This window comes from Ramlibacter rhizophilus (assembly GCF_004681965.1).
GTDB classification, from domain to species: domain Bacteria; phylum Pseudomonadota; class Gammaproteobacteria; order Burkholderiales; family Burkholderiaceae_C; genus Ramlibacter; species Ramlibacter rhizophilus.
The window spans coordinates 178,015-196,860 of record NZ_SMLL01000007.1 but is presented as its reverse complement, the minus strand read 5'-3'; the positions used below and the strand labels follow the sequence as shown (position 1 = coordinate 196,860).

14 protein-coding genes are annotated in these 18,846 nt (G+C 70.9%); 13 read left to right on the top strand and 1 reads right to left on the bottom strand.

Annotation, left to right across the window (positions count from 1 at the left end):
• Window positions 1-55: 55 nt before the first annotated feature.
• The 7 genes from EZ242_RS17825 to mdoH all read left to right on the top strand — a co-directional run bounded on the left by EZ242_RS17825 (window position 56) and on the right by mdoH (window position 9,371).
• Complete coding sequence (locus EZ242_RS17825) at window positions 56-454, top strand: hypothetical protein (RefSeq protein ID WP_135286551.1); 399 nt, start codon at window positions 56-58, stop codon at window positions 452-454.
• A gap of 11 nt (window positions 455-465) precedes the next feature.
• Window positions 466-1,830, top strand: coding sequence for a tRNA (N6-isopentenyl adenosine(37)-C2)-methylthiotransferase MiaB (miaB, locus tag EZ242_RS17820; protein ID WP_135286550.1), 1,365 nt, complete (start codon window positions 466-468; stop codon window positions 1,828-1,830).
• Window positions 1,831-3,294: a sensor histidine kinase gene (locus EZ242_RS17815; RefSeq protein WP_240787144.1), complete on the top strand. Its 1,464-nt coding sequence runs from the start codon at window positions 1,831-1,833 to the stop codon at window positions 3,292-3,294.
• Entirely contained in the window at window positions 3,284-3,955 is a 672-nt protein-coding gene (locus EZ242_RS22100; protein ID WP_167784838.1) for a hypothetical protein, read from the top strand. The genes EZ242_RS17815 and EZ242_RS22100 overlap by 11 nt, the downstream gene beginning before the upstream one ends.
• Window positions 3,956-3,965: 10 nt before the next feature.
• Complete coding sequence (locus EZ242_RS17800) at window positions 3,966-5,378, top strand: sigma 54-interacting transcriptional regulator (RefSeq protein ID WP_135286547.1); 1,413 nt, start codon at window positions 3,966-3,968, stop codon at window positions 5,376-5,378.
• A 451-nt stretch (window positions 5,379-5,829) separates the two neighbouring features.
• Complete coding sequence (locus EZ242_RS17795) at window positions 5,830-7,371, top strand: glucan biosynthesis protein G (RefSeq protein ID WP_135286546.1); 1,542 nt, start codon at window positions 5,830-5,832, stop codon at window positions 7,369-7,371.
• Window positions 7,335-9,371, top strand: coding sequence for a glucans biosynthesis glucosyltransferase MdoH (gene mdoH / locus EZ242_RS17790; protein ID WP_135286545.1), 2,037 nt, complete (start codon window positions 7,335-7,337; stop codon window positions 9,369-9,371). Before EZ242_RS17795 ends, mdoH begins: the two co-directional genes overlap by 37 nt.
• Before the next feature lie 67 nt (window positions 9,372-9,438).
• Here the strand turns inward: mdoH and ffh are convergent, their stop codons facing one another.
• Window positions 9,439-10,803: a signal recognition particle protein gene (gene ffh / locus EZ242_RS17785; RefSeq protein WP_135286544.1), complete on the bottom strand. Its 1,365-nt coding sequence runs from the start codon at window positions 10,801-10,803 to the stop codon at window positions 9,439-9,441.
• Between the two features lie 79 nt (window positions 10,804-10,882).
• Here ffh and EZ242_RS17780 point away from each other — a divergent pair, with 79 nt between their 5' ends.
• From EZ242_RS17780 to EZ242_RS17755, 6 genes are all read left to right on the top strand, one after another.
• Window positions 10,883-11,674: a cytochrome C assembly family protein gene (locus EZ242_RS17780; RefSeq protein WP_135286543.1), complete on the top strand. Its 792-nt coding sequence runs from the start codon at window positions 10,883-10,885 to the stop codon at window positions 11,672-11,674.
• Window positions 11,671-11,928, top strand: coding sequence for a PP0621 family protein (locus EZ242_RS17775; protein WP_135286542.1), 258 nt, complete (start codon window positions 11,671-11,673; stop codon window positions 11,926-11,928). Before EZ242_RS17780 ends, EZ242_RS17775 begins: the two co-directional genes overlap by 4 nt.
• A gap of 8 nt (window positions 11,929-11,936) precedes the next feature.
• On the top strand, window positions 11,937-13,619 hold the full coding sequence (locus tag EZ242_RS17770) for a sensor histidine kinase (RefSeq protein WP_240787143.1): 1,683 nt from the start codon (window positions 11,937-11,939) through the stop codon (window positions 13,617-13,619).
• Window positions 13,619-15,058, top strand: coding sequence for a sigma-54-dependent transcriptional regulator (locus tag EZ242_RS17765; RefSeq protein WP_135286540.1), 1,440 nt, complete (start codon window positions 13,619-13,621; stop codon window positions 15,056-15,058). The genes EZ242_RS17770 and EZ242_RS17765 overlap by 1 nt, the downstream gene beginning before the upstream one ends.
• Complete coding sequence (ampD, locus tag EZ242_RS17760) at window positions 15,042-15,629, top strand: 1,6-anhydro-N-acetylmuramyl-L-alanine amidase AmpD (protein WP_135286539.1); 588 nt, start codon at window positions 15,042-15,044, stop codon at window positions 15,627-15,629. The genes EZ242_RS17765 and ampD overlap by 17 nt, the downstream gene beginning before the upstream one ends.
• 221 nt (window positions 15,630-15,850) lie before the next feature.
• On the top strand, window positions 15,851-18,754 hold the full coding sequence (locus EZ242_RS17755) for a ribonucleoside-diphosphate reductase subunit alpha (protein WP_135286538.1): 2,904 nt from the start codon (window positions 15,851-15,853) through the stop codon (window positions 18,752-18,754).
• Window positions 18,755-18,846: the final 92 nt, after the last annotated feature.

The following is an 18,846-nucleotide window of genomic DNA, read 5'->3' as shown; positions in this document are numbered from 1 at the left end:
GCTCTGCCTCCGCAGGGCCCTTTTTCCGTTTCCCTTCAGCCTCTGGATCAACACCATGAACCGCTGGATCAAGACCGCCCTCGCCACCCTCGCCCTCGCCGCCGCCGCGGCCTCCGCCCAGACCCTCACCCGCGAAGCCCCGCGCGACGTGGTGCCCGGGCGCCTCGTCATCACCCAGCCACCCGAGGGCACGCTGGACGGCCAGCCCGCGCGCCTGTCGCCGGGCGCGCGCATCCGCGACACACGCAACATGCTGGTGCTCTCCGGCCAGCTCGCCGGCAAGGAAACGCCGGTGGTGTACCGGCGCGACGGTCTGGGCCTGGTGCACGAGGTGTGGCTGCTCACCGAGGCCGAGTACACCCGCCTGGGCGGCAAGACGCCCACGGCCGGCAACGCCGAGGCGGTGCAGCAGTTCCAGCAGGCGCTGGCGCTGATCTTCGGCGCGCGCCGCTGAAGGAGGCCGTCATGACCACCGCCTCCAAGAAGGTCTTCATCAAGACCTTCGGCTGCCAGATGAACGAGTACGACTCGGACAAGATGGCCGACGTGATGAAGGCCGCGGAAGGCTACGAGCCCACGCAGAACGTGGAGGAAGCGGACCTCATCCTCTTCAACACCTGCTCGGTGCGCGAGAAGGCGCAGGAGAAGGTGTTCTCCGACCTGGGCCGCGTGAAGCACCTGAAGGCCAAGGGCGTGATGATCGGCGTGGGCGGCTGCGTGGCCAGCCAGGAGGGCGCGGCCATCATCGAGCGCGCGCCGTATGTCGACCTGGTGTTCGGCCCGCAGACCCTGCACCGCCTGCCCGAGCTGCTGGCACGCCGCGGCCGCGAGCAGCGGCCGCAGGTGGACATCAGCTTCCCCGAGATCGAGAAGTTCGACCACCTGCCGCCCGCGCGCGTCGATGGCGCCAGCGCCTTCGTGAGCATCATGGAAGGCTGCAGCAAGTACTGCAGCTACTGCGTGGTGCCCTACACGCGTGGCGAGGAAGTCTCGCGCCCCTTCGAGGACGTGCTGGTGGAAGTGGCCGGGCTGGCCGAGCAGGGCGTGAAGGAAGTGACCCTGCTCGGGCAGAACGTGAATGCCTACCGCGGCCCCATGGGCGAGACCGGCGAGATCGCCGACTTCGCGCTGCTGATCGAGTACGTGGCCGAGATCCCCGGGATCGAGCGCATCCGCTTCACCACCAGCCACCCCAACGAGTTCACGCCGCGCCTGATCGAGGCCTATGCCCGCGTGCCGCAACTCGTGAGCCACCTGCACCTGCCGGTGCAGCATGGCAGCGACCGCATCCTCATGGCCATGAAGCGCGGCTACACCGCCATGGAATACAAGAGCACCGTGCGCAAGCTGCGCGCCATCCGGCCGCAGCTGTCGCTGTCCAGCGATTTCATCGTGGGCTTCCCGGGCGAGACCGAGGAGGACCACGGCAAGACCATGAAGCTGATCGAGGACCTGGGCTACGACACCAGCTTCAGCTTCGTGTTCAGCCCGCGCCCCGGCACGCCGGCGGCCAACCTGCACGACGACACGCCGCAGGCGGTGAAGCTTGCGCGCCTGCACCACCTGCAGGCCACCATCGAAGCCAATGTGCAGCGCATCAGTGCAAGCCGCGTGGGCACGGTGCAGCGCGTGCTGGTCGAAGGGCCTTCGCGCAAGGACCCGACCGAGCTGTCCGGCCGCACCGAGTGCAACCGGGTGGTGAACTTCAAGGCGCCCGCCCGGCTGGTCGGCCAGATGGTGGAGGTGACCATCACCGAGGCCCTGCCGCACTCGCTGCGCGGGCAGGTGCTGCTGCGCGAGACGGCGGAGCTCGCCGGCTCGGCCGCCTGAGTGGCGCCGGCTTCTCCCACCTGGCGCCGGCGCCTGCGCCTGCCCTGGGTGAGCCTGGTCTCGTTCCGGCAGCTGCTGCTGGTTGCGTTTCTCGCCATCGGCCTGCTGCTGGGGGCCGCGGCGGTGCGCTCGCTGATGATCCTGGAGCAGCTCATGGCGCAAAGCAGCGCCGAGGCCACGCGCGCGCTCGAACTCACGGCCAGCGCCCAGGCCCTCACCGCGCGCTCCGTGGCCATGGAGCGCGCGGCGCGCCAGGCGCTCGTCTTCAACGACCCGGTTCTCATGGGGCGCTTTCGCGAAGAGCTGCAGCAGGCGCGCAACTCACTCCAGCGCATGCGCCGCAACGGCCTGGCCGAGCCGCTGGCGCTGCGCTGGCTCACCCAGCTGGACAGCGTGACCGCACTGCTGCCCGGCCCCCAGGCAACGGCGCTGGACCGCGAGCGGCAGGTGGCGCTGGAGTTCCGCGAACTGGACTTCGTCAACAGCCGCATCGCCCGCGCGGTGCAGGACGACATCGAGCAGCGTGACCGGTCACTGCGCGAGAGCCTGGCCGTCAGCCGCAGCCGCCTGATCCGCCAGGTGGCGCTGGCCATCTTCCTGGCCGCGGTGCTGGCGATCACGCTGGGCCTGTGGCTGGCCCGGCCCTTCAAGCGCATGGAACGTGCGGTGGTGAACCTGGGCGAGAACCGGCTGGAGGACCCCATCGACATCCGCGGCCCGGCCGACGTGCGGCGCCTGGGGCAGCAGCTCGAATGGCTGCGGCTTCGCCTCATGGAGCTGGACGCGGACAAGGCCCGCTTCCTGCGGCACGTGTCGCACGAGCTGAAGACACCGCTGGCGGCGCTGCGCGAAGGCGTGTCGCTGCTGGAAGAAGGCGTGGCGGGCGAGCTCACGCCCGACCAGCAGGAGGTCGCGCGCATCCTGCGCCACAACACCGCCTTGCTGCAGCGGCAGATCGAGGCCCTGCTGAATTTCAACGCCGCGGCCTTCGAGGCGCGCCAGCTGCGGCGGGAGCGCACGGACCTGCTCACCCTGCTGCACGAGCAGGTGGAGGCGCAGCGCCTGCAATGGCAGGCGGGCGAGTTGCAGGTTCAGGTGACCGGTCCCTCGGTCTGGGCGCGGGTGGACGCGGACAAGCTCGGCACGGCGGTGGCCAACCTGCTGTCCAACGCCATCCGCTTCGCGCCGCCGGGAAGCCGCATCGAGATCGCCCTGTCCACGCAGGACGGCCGCGCCCGCATCGACATCCGCGACCAGGGCCCCGGCATCGCGCCGGAGGACCGCGACCGTGTCTTCGAGCCCTTCTACCGGGGCGAGCGCCAGCCGCAGGACGCGGTGCGCGGCACGGGCATCGGCCTGTCGATCGTGCAGGAGTACATTGCTGCCCACGGCGGCCAGGTCAGTCTGCTGGACGAGGACGGACCCGGCGCCCACTTTCGGATCGAACTACCCCATGCGAATTGAGACCGTCGGCCCGCGCGCGCGGCCGACCCGCTGCGCTCCCCGGCGACGGCCTGCGACGGCCGTGGCCTGCGTGCTCGCGCCTCTGATGGCGCTCGTGGCAGGCTGTGCCAGCGCGCCGCCGCCGCTCGCGCCGCCCGCGCCGCCGCCCGTCGTGGCCGTGCCCGCACCAGCGCCGGCGCCGGCGCCTGCCCCCATTCCCGCGCCCCCGCCCCCGGCGCCCGCACCGGCCCCCACGCCGCCCCCGGCGCCTACCAACGCCTCGCCGCTCGCGGCCGCCCTGGCGCATGCCGACCGCCTGCGGGGTCTGCAGAGCGCCGATCTCGGCGCCGAGATCGGCCGCCTCTCGGCGCCCGGCGCAGCGCCGCTGCGGCAGATGCAGCTGGCGCTCGCCCTGCTGCAGACCCAGGTGCCCGCCGACGCGGGACGGGCCCAGGGCCTGCTGCAGTCGGTGCTGTCCAGCGACAGCGAGGAAGCGCGCAGCCTGCATCCGCTGGCGCGGCTGCTGATCGCCCACCATGCGCAGCAGCGTCGGCACGAGGAACAGCTCGACAAGCAGGGCCAGGTGATCCGCGAGCAGCAGCGGCGGCTGGACCAGCTCAGCGAGCGGCTGGAGGCCCTGCGCGCCATCGAGCGCAGCATGCCCAGCCGGCCGCCCCGGTGAGGCAACGACCATGAGCTCGCCCAAGGCCCGCATCCTGCTGGTGGACGACGACCCGGACCTGCTTCGCCTCTTGTCCATGCGGCTGTCGGCGGCGGGCTACCAGGTCAGTGCCGTGCCCTCGGCCGAGGCTGCGCTCAGCCACCTCGCGGTCGAGCGGCCACAGCTGGTGCTGAGCGACGTGCGGCTGCCGGGCCGCGACGGCATGGCGCTTTTCGACGAGATCCGCACGCGCCACCCTTCGTTGCCGGTGATCCTCCTGACCGCCCACGGCACGATCCCCGATGCGGTGGAGGCCACGGCGCGCGGCGTCTTCGGCTACCTCACCAAGCCCTACGAGCCGCGCGAACTGCTGGACAAGATCGAGCAGGCGCTGGCGCTCACCAGCCCGGCGCCGGCTGCCGGCCGGGCCGACGAGGCCTGGCGCGCCGAGCTGATCAGCCGGTCCAGCCGCATGGCCGAGGTACTGGCCGAAGCCAGGCTGATCGCCAGCTCGGATGCGTCCGTGCTGCTCAGGGGCGACAGCGGCACCGGCAAGGAGGTGCTGGCCCGCGCCATCCACCGCGCCAGCCCGCGCGCGAAGAAGCCTTTCGTGGCCGTGAACTGTGGCGCCATTCCGGAGGCGCTGCTGGAGTCCGAACTCTTCGGCCACATGAAGGGCGCCTTCACCGACGCAGTGAGCAACCACAAGGGTTTGTTCCAGGCCGCGGACGGCGGCACGCTGCTGCTCGACGAAATCGGCGACATGCCGCCGGCCCTGCAGGTCAAGCTGCTGCGCGTGCTGCAGGAGCGGGCCGTGCGGCCGCTGGGCTCCAGCCAGTCCATCCCCGTGGACGTGCGCATCATCTCGGCCACGCACCGCGACCTGGACGCCGCCATGGCCGCCGGCCAGTTCCGCGAAGACCTGTACTGGCGCCTGAACGTGGTCACGCTGTCGCTGCCCACCCTGGCCCAGCGGCGCGAAGACATTCCCGTGCTGGCCAACCACTTCCTGCACAAGCTCGCGGCCAAGTACGGCCGGCGCCTGTCCGGCTTCGCGCCGGAGGCCATGAAGGCGCTGACCACCTCGGCCTGGCCGGGCAACGTGCGCCAGCTGTACAACGTGGTCGAGCAGGTCTGCGCCCTGTCCACCACGCCGCTCATCCCGCTGGCGCTGGTCCAGCGCGCCCTGCGCGCCCCGGGAGTCGAAGTGCTGACCTATGCCGAAGCCAAGCAGCGCTTCGAGCGTGAATACCTCGTGGGCCTGCTCAAGCTCACCGACGGCAACGTGGCCGACGCCGCCCGCCTGGCCGGCCGGAACCGCACCGAGTTCTATCGCCTGCTGCAAAAGAGCGAGCTCACGCCGGGGCTCTTCAAGAACGAGGCTGTCGCTGCTTCTGCGGCGCCTGTCGCCGAACAGCGACGCAGCCTCGACGAGGAAGGCTGAGGCACGCCCGCGCCGTGAGCGAATTCACGGCGCGCGGGCGTGCTTTCCCAAGGCTTTGCAGCGCCTGCCGCGCTACGGCGCCTGATGCGTACGCACCTTTCCCCGTCGACGGCGGAATACCGCACATCACAGGGCATCACGGCACGGTCGCGCTACCGATTCGCCGACAGCGGCTCGCGCCTCGGTCCGACACGCCTGTCGGAGGCGGCCGACAGCCCGATGCGCCAATTCACCCCTCCGAGGGCGTCCATGTCCGATGTGCGGGCACGCTCCGACGGGCTTTAGCGGCGGATGAGCAGCTTGGCCGCGTTCGACTGTCGCTGGTCGGCGACGGAATAAGCCGTTTCCAGCGGTCGCGACCGCCGGATCGCCGCGCGGCCTTTCAAAACCGTCGCAACCCATTGATTTAAATAGGAAAAATACCTGGCATAGGGTTTGCACTAGCCAGGGCATGCGATTCCTGCGCGTTCCCTTCCTGCTCCTGTGCCTGGCCGCCGTCGCGCCCGGCGTGCTGGCCCAGGCCTTCAACTTCGACACGCTGACCGAGCGCGCCCGCGTCGCGTCGCTCAAGCCGCATGCCGCCCCGGCCAGCCGCCTGCCCGCCGAGCTGGCCGCCCTCGACTACGACGGCCTGCGCGACATCCGGTTCCGTACCGACCGCGCCCTGTGGCGCGACGGCAGCCTGCCCTTCGAGGCCATGTTCTTCCACCGCGGCAAGTACGCGCCCGAGCCGGTGCGCGTCAATGAGGTGGCGCCGGACGGCTCCGTGCGTCCGCTCGCCTACCAGCGCGCCGACTTCGACTACGGCCGCAACGCCGTCAACCCCGACGCCTGGGGCGACCTCGGCTTCGCGGGCTTCCGTGTCCACTACCCCCTCAACACCGAGGCCTACAAGGACGAGCTCGTCGTCTTCCTCGGCGCCAGCTACTTCCGCGCGCTCGGCGCCGGCACGCAGTACGGCCTGTCGGCGCGCGGCCTGGCCCTGGACACGGTGGGCGGCAGCGGCGAGGAATTCCCGCGCTTTTCGGAGTTCTGGCTCGAACGTCCGGCACCCGGTGCGCGCGAGCTGGTGATCCACGCGCTGCTCGAATCGCCGCGCGCCACCGGCGCCTACCGCTTCGTCGTCCGGCCGGGCACGTCCACCGCGATGGAGGTGCGCGCCCGCGTCTTCCTGCGCCCGGGCGACCAGCCGATCGCCACCCTGGGCATCGCGCCGCTGACCAGCATGTTCCTGTTCGGCGAGAACCAGCCGCGCGCCGGCGACTTCCGCCCCGAGGTGCACGACTCCGACGGCCTCATGGTCGCCACCACCGGCGGCGAATGGCTGTGGCGGCCGCTGGTGCACCCGCGCCGCGTGCTGGTCAACGGCTTCCAGGTGCCGGGCCTGGCCGGCTTCGGCCTGATGCAGCGTGACCGCAGCTTCGTGAACTACGAGGACGTCGAGGCCCGCTACGAGCGCCGTCCCTCGGCCTGGGTCCGCCCGCTGGGCGACTGGGGCCCGGGCCGCGTCGAGCTGGTGCAGCTGCCGATCCCCGACGAGACCCACGACAACGTGGTCGCCTACTGGGTGCCCGAGCGCCTGCCCGCGCCGGGCCATCCGCTGGAGTTCGCCTACGAGCTGAGCTGGCAGGGCGACGAGCAGCAGCGCCCGCCCGGCGGCTGGGCGGTGCAGAGCCGGCGCGGCTTCGGCTATGTGCGCGAAGGCACGAGCGTGGCCGGCGAGGTGCAGTACCTGGTGGACTTCGCCGGCCCGGCCCTGGCCGCGCTGCCGGCGGACGCCGCGGTGCGGCCCGTCGCCACCGCCGATGCCAACGGCCGCATCGAGGAACAGAACGCCTATTTCAACCCCGCCACGCGCAGCTGGCGCATGCAGCTGCGGGTGCGCCCCATCGATCCCGCGCAGCCCGTGGAGCTGCGCGCCTTTCTTCAACACGGCAACGACAGCCTGACCGAAACATGGACCAACATCATCCTTCCCGACGCCGTCCACTGAAGCAGTGGTCCGAAGGCGATACCGGCGGCAGCAGCGCGCCGGCCGTGGTTTCGCGCCGCCCCGCGCTGCGTGAGGATCGCCACCCCAACAGCGTGACCGCGCCGCCGGTGCACCGGGGCTCCATGCCCACGCAGCCCTGGCGCGGCTTCTGGAACAGCCTGGGCACGGCGGGCCTGGCAGCGCTCGACCGGCTGATCTCGCCGGCCCGGCCCGCGCCCTCGCGCCGCCGCGCGAGCTGGGAGGACGCAGCCTCCCGCCGGCGCAGCGTGTTCGCGCTCATCACGGTGGTCAGCGCCACGGTGGCGACGCTGCTGTTCGCCAATGCCCAGCCCGACTACGCGAGCAACTGGTGGCGCTACGGGCAGATCGCCCTCTTCGCCGTGCTCTCGACCTGGGTGGTCACCGGCTTCGTCACCGCCCTCATGGGGTTCTGGGTGATGCTGCGCGGCGACGCGCACTCCATCTCGGCCAAGGCGGTGCAGGGCCACGCGCTCGCGCCCGATGCGCGGACGGCGGTGATCATGCCGATCTGCAACGAGGACGTGGCCACGGTCTTCGCCGGCCTGCGCGCCACCTGCGAATCGGTGGCCGCGACCGGTCACGCCCGCCAGTTCGACGTCTTCGTGCTCTCCGACACGGCCGATGCCGGCCTGGCCGCGCAGGAGCGCGCCGCCTGGGCGCAACTGCGCGAAGGGCTGGCCGAGCACCCGGACCAGCCGCAGGTGGAGGTGTACTACCGCCGCCGCCAGCGCCGCACCCACCGCAAGGCCGGCAACGTGGCGGACTTCTGCCGCCGCTGGGGCAAGGACTACCACTACATGGTGGTGCTGGACGCGGACAGCGTGATGAGCGGCGAGTGCATCGTCACATTGGCCAAGCTCATGGAGGCGCACCCGCAGGCCGGCATCATCCAGACCGCCACCCAGGCCGTGGGCCACGCCACCCTGCACGCCCGCGCGCAGCAGTTCGCCTCGCGCGTGACCGGCCGCCTCTTCACCCTGGGCATGCAGTTCTGGCAGCTGGGCGCCTCGCACTACTGGGGCCACAACGCCATCATCCGCGTGGCCCCCTTCATGGCCCACTGCGGCCTGGCACCGATCCGCGGCGAAGGCGGCCTGGCCGGTCCCATCATGTCGCACGACTTCGTCGAGGCCGCGCTGATGCGCCGCGCCGGCTGGCATGTGTGGCTGGTCTCGGACCTGGCCGGCAGCTACGAGCAGCAGCCGCCGGACCTGCTGTCCGAGCTGCAGCGTGACCGCCGCTGGTGCCAGGGCAACCTGCAGAACTCGCGCCTGATCGCCGAGCCCGGCATCGACCGCGTGCACCGCGCCATGTTCGGCGTGGGCGCCATGTCCTACCTGTCGGCGCCGCTGTGGCTGGCCTTCATGACCCTGGGCACCGCCCTGTGGCTGGCCGGCGCGCGCATCGTGCCCGAAGGCGAGGCCGCGCCGCGCGAGCTGCTCGTGCTGTGGGCCTGGACGCTGTGCATGCTGATGCTGCCGCGCGTGCTGGGGCTGGCGGCCGTGTTCATGCGCCGCGAGCAGCAGGCCTTCGGCGGCGGCGCTGCCCTGCTGCGCAGCGCCGCGCTGGAGACCGGCATGGCCCTGCTGCAGGCGCCCATCCGCATGCTGGCGCATTCGCTCTTCGTGGCCGTGGCCCTGACCGGACTCAAGTTGGAATGGAAGTCGCCGCCCCGGGAAGCGTCGGGCCTCGGCTGGCAGGATGCCGCCTCGCGCCTGGCGCCCTTCACCAGCGTCGTGCTCGCCCTCGCGGCCGTGGTCGCCTGGATCGAGCCGGCCGCGCTGGTCTCCCTGGTGCCCGTGGGCCTGCCGCTGCTGATGGCGCTGCCGCTGGCCGTGCTCACCAGCCATGTCACGGTCGGCGAACGCATGCGCGGCGCCGGCTGGCTGCTGATCCCGGAGGAATCGCGCTCGCCCTTCGTGCTGCGCCGGGCCCGGCACCACGCCGTGCGCGCGGCGCGGGCGCTGCGGCCCGCCTGAGCGGCCGACTGCCCTGTGAAAAGGCCTCCCGCGGGAGGCCTTTTTCTTGTGGTCGCTGGCGCGGGACTCAGAAGGGAGGTTTAGGCATGCCCTTCATGCTCCCCATGCGCTTCATCATCTTCATGAGGCCGCCGCCCTTCATCTTCTTCATCATCCCCTGCATCTGCTCGAACTCGTTGAGCAGGCGGTTGACCTCCTGGACGTGGACCCCCGCGCCGGCGGCGATGCGGCGCTTGCGCGTGGCCTTGATCAGGTCGGGCTTGCGGCGCTCCAGGGGGGTCATGCTGCAGATGATCCCTTCCTTGCGGCGGATGTCGCGCTCGGCCTTGTCCATGTCCACCTGGCCGGCCTTGGCCTGCATCTGCGCCGGCAGCTTGTCCATGAGCTCCGAGAGGCCGCCCATCTTCTTCATCTGCTGGATCTGCATGAGGAAGTCGTTCAGATCGAAGCCCTCGCCGCTCTTGACCTTGGCCGCGAGCTTCTGCGCGGCCTGCATGTCCACGCCGGCCTGCACCTGCTCGACCAGGGCGACGATGTCGCCCATGCCCAGGATGCGCCCGGCGTGGCGTTCGGCGTCGAAGACCTCCAGGCCGTCGATCTTCTCGGACACGCCCGCGAACTTGATCGGCGCGCCCGTGACCTGCCGCACCGACAGCGCCGCGCCGCCGCGCGAGTCGCCGTCCATCTTGGTCAGCACGATGCCGGTGAGCGGCAGCGCCTCCTTGAAGGCCTTGGCCGTGTTCACCGCGTCCTGGCCCTGCATGGCATCGACCACGAACAGCGTCTCGGTGGGCTTGAGCGCGGCGTGCAGCTCGCGGATCTCGCGCATCATGGCCTCGTCCACCGCCAGCCGGCCGGCGGTGTCCACGATCAGCACGTCGACATACTGGCGCCGCGCATGGTCCAGCGCGGCGCGGGCGATGTCCAGCGGCTTCTGGTCCGGGGTGCTCGGGAACCACTCGGCGCCGGCCTGCGCCGTGACGGTCTTGAGCTGCTCGATGGCGGCGGGGCGATAGACGTCGCCCGAGACCGTCAGTACCTTCTTCTTGCGCTTTTCGCCCAGGTGGCGCGCCAGCTTGGCCGTGGTGGTGGTCTTGCCCGAACCCTGCAGGCCGGCCATGAGGATGACCACGGGCGGCTGCGCAGCCAGGTTGAGGTCGCTCACGCCCTCGCCCATGGTGGCGACCAGCTCGCGGTTGACGATGCCCACCAGGGCCTGGCCCGGATTGAGCGAGCCCACCACCTCCTGGCCCAGCGCCTTTTCCTTGACGCGGGCCACGAAGTCGCGCACGACCGGCAGCGCCACGTCGGCCTCGAGCAGGGCCATGCGCACCTCGCGCAGCATGTCCTGGACATTGGCCTCGGTGATGCGGGCCTGGCCGCGCATTTCCTTGACGAGGCGGGAGAGTTTGTCGCTGAGTGCCGAGGCCATGGGGAGTGTGGGGAAGGCGCCGCAACGCCTGGTCGAGTGACTCGGCTGGCGTCGGGACGAAGGACTAAACTGCGGGCCCATGATTCTATCCAGCGCGTCTCCCGCGGGCGTCATCCTGACCCTGGCCGCCGCGCTGGCCTACGCGGTGCCGGCGGCCAAGCGCCTCGATGCCCGGCACGCCCGGGTGGCGCTGCTGGTGGCCTGGGTGCTGCACGCGCTGGTGCTGGCCTGGTCGCTGCTCGGCGACGCGCCGCGTTTCGGCTTCGCGCCGGCCCTGTCCATGACCGCCTGGCTGGTGCTCACCGTGTACGCGGTGGAGCGCCAACTATTCCCGCAACTGGAAGCGCGTTGGGCGCTCGCCGCCCTGGGCGCGGCGGCGGTGCTGCTGGCGTGGCTCTTTCCGGGCACGCCGCTGCACGTGTCGGCCTCGCCGCTGCTGCCGCTGCACTGGGCCCTGGGCATCGCCTCGTACGGCCTGTTCGCGGCCGCGGTGGTCCACGCCTGGCTGATGATGCGCGCCGAGCGGCAGATGCGCCGCGCCTCCGAGCCGCAGGCGGGCGTGCCGCTGCTCACGCTGGAGCGCCTGACCTTCCGTTTCGCCACGGGCGGCTTCGTGCTGCTGTCGGCCACGCTGCTGGCCGGCGCGGTGTTCGGCGAAGCCGCCGGCGTCGCGGGCTGGCGCTGGGACCACAAGACCGTCTTTTCCGTGCTGGCCTGGATCGCCTTCGCCACCCTGCTGCTCGGGCGCATGCGCTTCGGCTGGCGCGGACGCAAGGCCGTGCGCGTGCTCTATGGCGGCTCGCTGCTGCTGCTGCTGGCGTACGTGGGATCGCGCTTCGTGCTGGAAGTGATGCTGGGACGCACGGCATGAAGTACCTGGTGCTGTTCGGGATCCTGTTCGTGATCTACCTGCTCTGGCGCTACGAGCGCCGCACCGGCGACGCCCCACGGCAGCCGGACGCGCCCCAGCGCCCGGCCCGCCCGGCGCGCCCGGCCCTGCCGCAGGAGATGGTGGAGTGCCCCGTCTGCCGCGTGCACCTGCCGCGCGCCGACGCGCTGGTGGATGCCCGCGGCCGTCCGTACTGCTGCGCGGAGCACCGCCGCATGGGCGCGGGCGGCGCATGACGGGCCCGGTGTCCGTCGCGCCCTGGGAGCAGGCCGCCGCGCTGCCGCCGGTCGAGTCCGGGCTGGACCGCCTGTGGCGCGGCTTCGCGAACGCCCGGGTGGTCGTCGCGGCGCTGGTGCTGATGGTGCTGGGCGGCTTGTATTCCACGCTCAGCGCCGTCCCGGGCCCCGGCTGGCTGCTGGGAGGCTGCGCCGCCTACCTGGTGGCGACGCTCGCGGTGCGCGCCATGGCCCGCCCCATCGGTCGCCGCTTCGACGTGTTCTGGCCGGCCACCATCGGCATGGACCTGGTCGCCTATTCGGCGCTGCACTACCTGCAACCCGTCGGCATCGGCTTCTCGCCCCTGTTCGCCCTCCCGGTGCTGATGGCGTCCGTGCTCGGCTCGGCCACGCTGGCCTTCGGCACGACGGCGGCCGTCGCCCTGCTGCTGCTGGCGGACGCCTGGCTGCACGTGCTCAGCTATCCCTACGACCTGCCGCAGCGCTTCCTGCAGGCCGGCCTCACCGGCATGGGCTACTTCGCGGTGGCGGCGCTCGCGCGGCAGCTCGCCGTGCGGCTCGTGCGCGAGGAGCAGCGCGTCCATGCGAGCCAGGAGGCCGCACGGTTGCAGGCGCAGGTCAACGAGCTGGTGATCGCCACCCTAGCCGACGGCATCCTGGTGGTGGATCAGGGCGACCAGGTCCGCGCCGCCAACCCCACCGCCTGTGCCCTGCTTGGCCGCCTCGGCATGCTGCCCGGCTTCTCGCTCGCCGGCGAGCCGAACTGGCGTCCGCTCCTGGAGCTCACGCGCCGCAGCTTCGAGTCGCACGCCGACCAGCTCGCCGAGGTGCCGCTCGGCGGCGCCGGCGAGGCCCCGCGCCGGGTGCTGGTGCGCACGCGCCTCGCCGCCGCCCGCGGTGGACTCGGCCTGTGCGTGGTGTTCCTGGAAGACCTGCGCGAAATGGAAGCGCGCGTGCGCACGGAAAAGCTCGCCGCCATGGGCCGCATGTCGGCGGCCGTCGCCCACGAGATCCGCAATCCACTGGCCGCGATCACGCAGGCCAATGCGCTGCTGGACGAGGAGCTGAGCGATGCGGGGCAGCGCCAGCTCACCGCGCTCGTGCGCCACAACGCGCAGCGCCTGGCACGCATCGTCGAGGACGTGCTGAACGTCTCGCGCGTGCAGCAGCAGGGGCTGCCGCAGTCCCTTCCCGTGGCGCTCGCATCCGCCGTGGCCGACACCTGCGGCGACTGGTCGCGCCAGACCGACAACATGCAGCGGCTGCGCATTGCCGTCCCGCACGCCGCGCCGGTCCAGGTGCTGTTCGACACCGAGCACCTGCGCCGGGTGCTCGTCAACCTGCTGGACAACGCGGCGCGCCACGCCGCGGCCGGGCCGGACTCGATCCAGGTGGCCGCCGCCGGGCCGGGGGCCGAGGCCCTGCTGCGCGTCTGGAGCGACGGCCCGCCGCTGGAGCCCACGGTGCGCAGCCACCTCTTCGAGCCCTTCTTTTCTTCCGAGAGCCGCTCCAGCGGCCTGGGCCTGTACATCTGCCGCGAGCTGTGCGAGCGCCACGGCGCGCAGATCGGCTACCGGCGCGCGCCCGCGCCACTGCAGCCCGCGCGCGAGGGCAACGAGTTCTTCGTGCAGTTCCGCTTCACGCCGGCGCGGCTTGCCCGCGGCTCGGCCGCTGACAGAATCCAGGCCTGATGTCCGCCGCCACCGCATCCCCGGCCCAGGTGCTCGTCGTGGACGACGAGCCCGACCTGCGCACGCTCTACGAGCTGACGCTGCTGCGCGAGGGCTACCGCGTCGAATCCGCCGCCGACCTGGCGCGCGCGCGCGAGCTGCTGCAGGCCCGGCGCTTCGACGTCGTCATCTCCGACATGCGGCTGCCCGACGGGCTGGGACTGGAGCTGCTGCACGGCCTGGCCGCGCAGCAGCGCGCCGAGCGCTGCATCGTGATGACCGCCTACGGCTCCACCGAGAACGCGGTGGAGGCGCTCAAGGCCGGCGCCTTCGACTACCTCACCAAGCCGGTGGACCTGAAGCAGTTCCGGGCCGTGGTCGCATCGGCCATCCAGGACCCCGCGGCCCGGAGCCGGTCGCCCGCCGCCCTGCGCCCGCAAGCCGCCACCTCGGCGTCGCCGTCCGGCGGCCAGTCGCTGCAGCGCATGGTCGGTCAGTCGACGCCCATGCAGCAGGTGCGCGAGCGCATCGCCAAGGTGGCGCGCGGCATGGCGCCGGTGCTGGTGCGGGGCGAGTCCGGCACCGGCAAGGAGCTGGTCGCCCGCGCCATCCATGACTGCAGCCACCGTGCCGAGGGGCCCTTCGTCGCGGTCAACTGCGGGGCCATCCCGGAGACGCTGCTGGAGGCCGAGTTCTTCGGCGCCCGCAAGGGGTCCTACACCGGCTCCACGCACGACCGCGAGGGCTACTTCCAGGCCGCCCGGGGCGGCACCCTGTTCCTCGACGAGATCGGCGACCTGCCGCTGGCCATGCAGTCCAAGCTGCTGCGCGCCATCCAGGAGCGCCGGGTGCGTCCCATCGGCTCCACCCAGGAAGACACGGTCGATGTGCGCATCGTCAGCGCCACGCACAAGGACCTGGTGGCCGAAGTGCAGGCCAACCGCTTCCGGCAGGACCTGTTCTACCGCCTGAACGTGATCGAGATCCTGGTGCCGCCGCTGCGCGAGCGCCGGGAAGACCTGCCCGAGCTGTGCGAGGCGCTGCTGGCGCGGATCGCGCAGGAGACCGGCATGGCCGTGCCGCGGCTGTCGGAATCGGTGGTCCGCCAGCTCGCGGCGCACCCGCTGCCGGGCAATGTGCGCGAGCTGGAGAACCTGCTGCACCGCGCCGTCGCCCTGAACGAGGGCGACACGCTGCAGGTGGATTTCGCGCCGACCACCGACCCGGCGCCGCTCGCCGCGATCGAGGGTGACCGGGCGCCCGACTTCATCCCCGACGATCTGCAGGCCTGGCTGGACGAGCGCGAGCGCGAGATCCTGGTGCGCACGCTGCGCGAGTGCGGCTACAACCGCACGGCCGCGGCGCAACGCCTGCGCATGAGCCTGCGGCAGATCCGCTACCGCATCGACCGGCTGGCGATTTCCCTGCCCGGCGACGACCCCAATGACGAGCGCGCCTGAGGATGGGCCCGCGCCCCTGTGGCAGGGTGGCTGGTACCGCTTCGCGCGCCGGCTCGACTCGCCCAACTTCGGGCCGCGTCCAGCGGGCGCCGTGATCGACCTGGTCGTGCTGCATTCCATCAGCCTGCCGCCGGGCGAGTACGGCGGCGAGGGCGTGCAGCGCCTGTTCCGCAACACGCTGGACTGGGACGAGCACCCCTACTTCCAAGGCATCCGGGGCCTGCAGGTCTCCGCGCATTTCTATGTCCGCCGCAGCGGCGAGCTGTGGCAGTTCGTGGACTGCGACGACCGCGCCTGGCATGCCGGCGCCTCGCACTGGCGCGGCCGCGACAACTGCAACGACGACTCCATCGGCATCGAGCTGGAGGGGATCGAAGGCGGCGCCTTCGAGGATGCGCAGTACGAGGCGCTGGACGCCCTGCTGGCGGCCGTCGCGCAGCGCTACCCGATCCGGCACCTGGCCGGCCATGAGCACATCGCGCCCGGTCGCAAGCACGACCCGGGCGCGGGCTTCGACTGGCGCCGCCTGGAACGCGGCCTGGGCTGGCCCCCCGACTGCCTTCCGGCCTGATCCGGCGCGCTGCGGCGCGGCGCATTTCGTCGCCTTGCACAGCACCGCGCAGGCTGCAAGTCCGAAATAAGAAGACATCGTGTAAACACCACTGCTAGTGCCTTGCATGAGCACCGGGCACTAGATATAGTGCCCCGACGTTTCTGGCCCATCCGTAGAAAAACAAGCTTCGGGCTCCCGACCGCGGAGCCGCATTTCGCAGCAGTCATCAAAGAGGAAACATGCACACTGCCCTGAACTCCCCTGCCGCCTACGCCCCCACCGGCGCCTCGCACCAAGCCGCCCCGGACCAGGCCTCCACCCATCCCCTCGCCCACTACCAGATCATTCGCCGCAACGGCGCCGTGGTGCCGTTCGAGCCGAACAAGATCGCGATCGCGATGATGAAGGCCTTCCTGGCGGTGCATGGCACCCAGGGCGCGGCCTCGGCCAGCGTGCGCGAGACCGTGGACGGACTGACCCAGGCGGTGGTGCGGGCGCTGATGCGCTCGCGTCCGGGCGGCGGCACCTTCCACATCGAGGACGTGCAGGACCAGGCCGAACTCGGCCTGATGCGCGGCGGCCACCACGAAGTGGCCCGCGCCTACGTGCTGTACCGCGAGCGGCGCTCGCAGGAACGCGCGCGCTCGGGCGAAGCGACCGCCCCCGTGGCGCCGAGCCTCCACGTGACCGACGGCGACCAGCGCATCCCGCTGGACGTGGGCCAGCTCACCGGGCTGATCCACAGCGCCTGCGCCAACCTCGGCGCCGACGTCAAGCCCGACCCCATCGTGGCCGAGACCCTGCGCAACCTGTATGACGGCGTGCCGATCGACGAGGTGTACAAGGCCTCCATCCTGGCGGCCCGCACGCTGATCGAGAAAGACCCGGACTACACCTACGCCACCGCGCGCCTGCTGCTGCACACCATCTTCAAGGAGGTGCTGGGCCGCGACATCGCCCCGGCCGAGATGGCCGGCAGCTACGCCGACTATTTCCCCGGGTTCATCAAGAAGGGCGTGGACAACGAGCTGCTCAACCCCGAGCTGCTGCAGTACGACCTGAAGAAGCTGGGCGCAGCGCTCAAGGCCGAGCGCGACCTGCAGTTCGACTACCTGGGCCTGCAGACCCTGTACGACCGCTATTTCCTGCACGTGCGCAAGACCCGCATCGAGCTGCCGCAGGCCTTCTTCATGCGCGTGTCCATGGGCCTGGCCCTCAACGAGATCGACCGCGAAGCGCGCGCGATCGAGTTCTACGAGGTGCTGTCCAGCTTCGACTTCATGTCCAGCACGCCCACGCTGTTCAACAGCGGCACGCTGCGCTCCCAGCTGTCGTCCTGCTACCTCACCACGGTGCCGGACGACCTGGACGGCATCTACGAGTCCATCAAGGAAAACGCCCTGCTGTCCAAGTTCGCCGGCGGCCTGGGCAACGACTGGACCCGCGTGCGGGCGCTGGGCAGCCACATCAAGGGCACCAACGGCGAGTCGCAGGGGGTCGTTCCCTTCCTCAAGGTGGTCAACGACACCGCCGTGGCGGTGAACCAGGGCGGCAAGCGCAAGGGCGCCGTGTGCACCTACCTGGAAACCTGGCACCTGGACATCGAGGAATTCCTGGAGCTGCGCAAGAACACGGGTGACGACCGCCGCCGCACCCATGACATGAACACGGCCAACTGGATCCCCGACCTGTTCATGCGCCGCGTCATGGAAAAGGGCGAGTGGACGCTGTTCTCGCCTTCCACCTGCCCCGACCTGCACGACCTGTGCGGCGCCGACTTCGAGCGCGCCTACGTCGCCTACGAGGACAAGGCCCGCCGCGGCGAGATCAAGCCGAGCAAGACCGTCCAGGCCGCGGACCTGTGGCGCAAGATGCTGACCATGCTCTTCGAGACGGGCCATCCCTGGATCACCTTCAAGGACGCCTGCAACCTGCGCTCCCCCCAGCAGCACGCGGGCGTGGTGCACTCGTCCAACCTGTGCACCGAGATCACCCTCAACACCAGCGACACCGAAACGGCCGTCTGCAACCTGGGCTCGATCAACCTGCGCCAGCACCTGAAGGACGGCGGCATCGACCACGACAAGCTCAAGCGCACCATCGGCACGGCCATGCGCATGCTGGACAACGTGATCGACATCAACTACTACGCCGTCAAGAAGGCCCGCGACTCCAACCTGCGCCACCGCCCGGTCGGCCTGGGCGTGATGGCCTTCCAGGACGCGCTGTACGAATTGCGCATTCCCTACGCCTCGCAGGAAGCCGTGGAGTTCGCCGACCGCTCGATGGAAGCCGTCTGCTACCACGCCTACTGGGCGTCCACGGAACTGGCCCGCGAGCGCGGCCGCTACTCCAGCTACAAGGGATCGCTCTGGGACAAGGGCATCCTTCCGTCCGACACCCTGGACCTGCTGGCCCAGGCCCGCGGCGGCTACGTGGAAGTCGACCGCTCCGCCACGCTGGACTGGGATGCGCTGCGCAAGAAGATCGCGGTCGATGGCATGCGCAACTCCAATTGCGTGGCCATCGCGCCGACGGCGACCATCTCCAACATCATCGGCGTGGACGCGTCCATCGAGCCCTGCTTCGGCAACCTGTCGGTCAAGTCCAACCTCTCGGGCGAGTTCACCGTCATCAACCATTACCTGGTGCGCGACCTCAAGCGCCTGGGCCTGTGGGACGACGTGATGGTCATGGACCTGAAGCACTTCGACGGGTCGCTGCGCCCGATCGACCGGGTGCCGCAGGACGTCAAGGCGCTCTACGCCACGGCTTTCGAGGTCGAGCCGCAATGGCTGGTGGAAGCGGCGGCGCGGCGCCAGAAGTGGATCGACCAGGCCCAGTCGCTGAACATCTACATGGCCGGCGTCTCGGGCAAGAAGCTGGACGACACCTACAAGCTCGCCTGGACGCGGGGCCTGAAGACCACCTACTACCTGCGCACCATCAGCGCCACGCACACCGAGAAGTCCACCGTGACCTCGGGCCGCCTGAACGCCGTCTCGTCGGGTGCGCCGCAGTCGCTGGCCATGAGCCCGCTCGAGGCCGCGGCCGCCGCCGCGCAGTCGCAGATGAACACGGCGCCTGCCACGGACATCAAGTTCTGCGCCATCGACGACCCTGGCTGCGAAGCGTGCCAGTGAGGCTTCGCACCACGCGCTGATCTGTCGGAGTTCTCCGACAGATGCGCGACGCAATTGAGCAACAAAATCGAGCGGCGATGTGAACGGACACT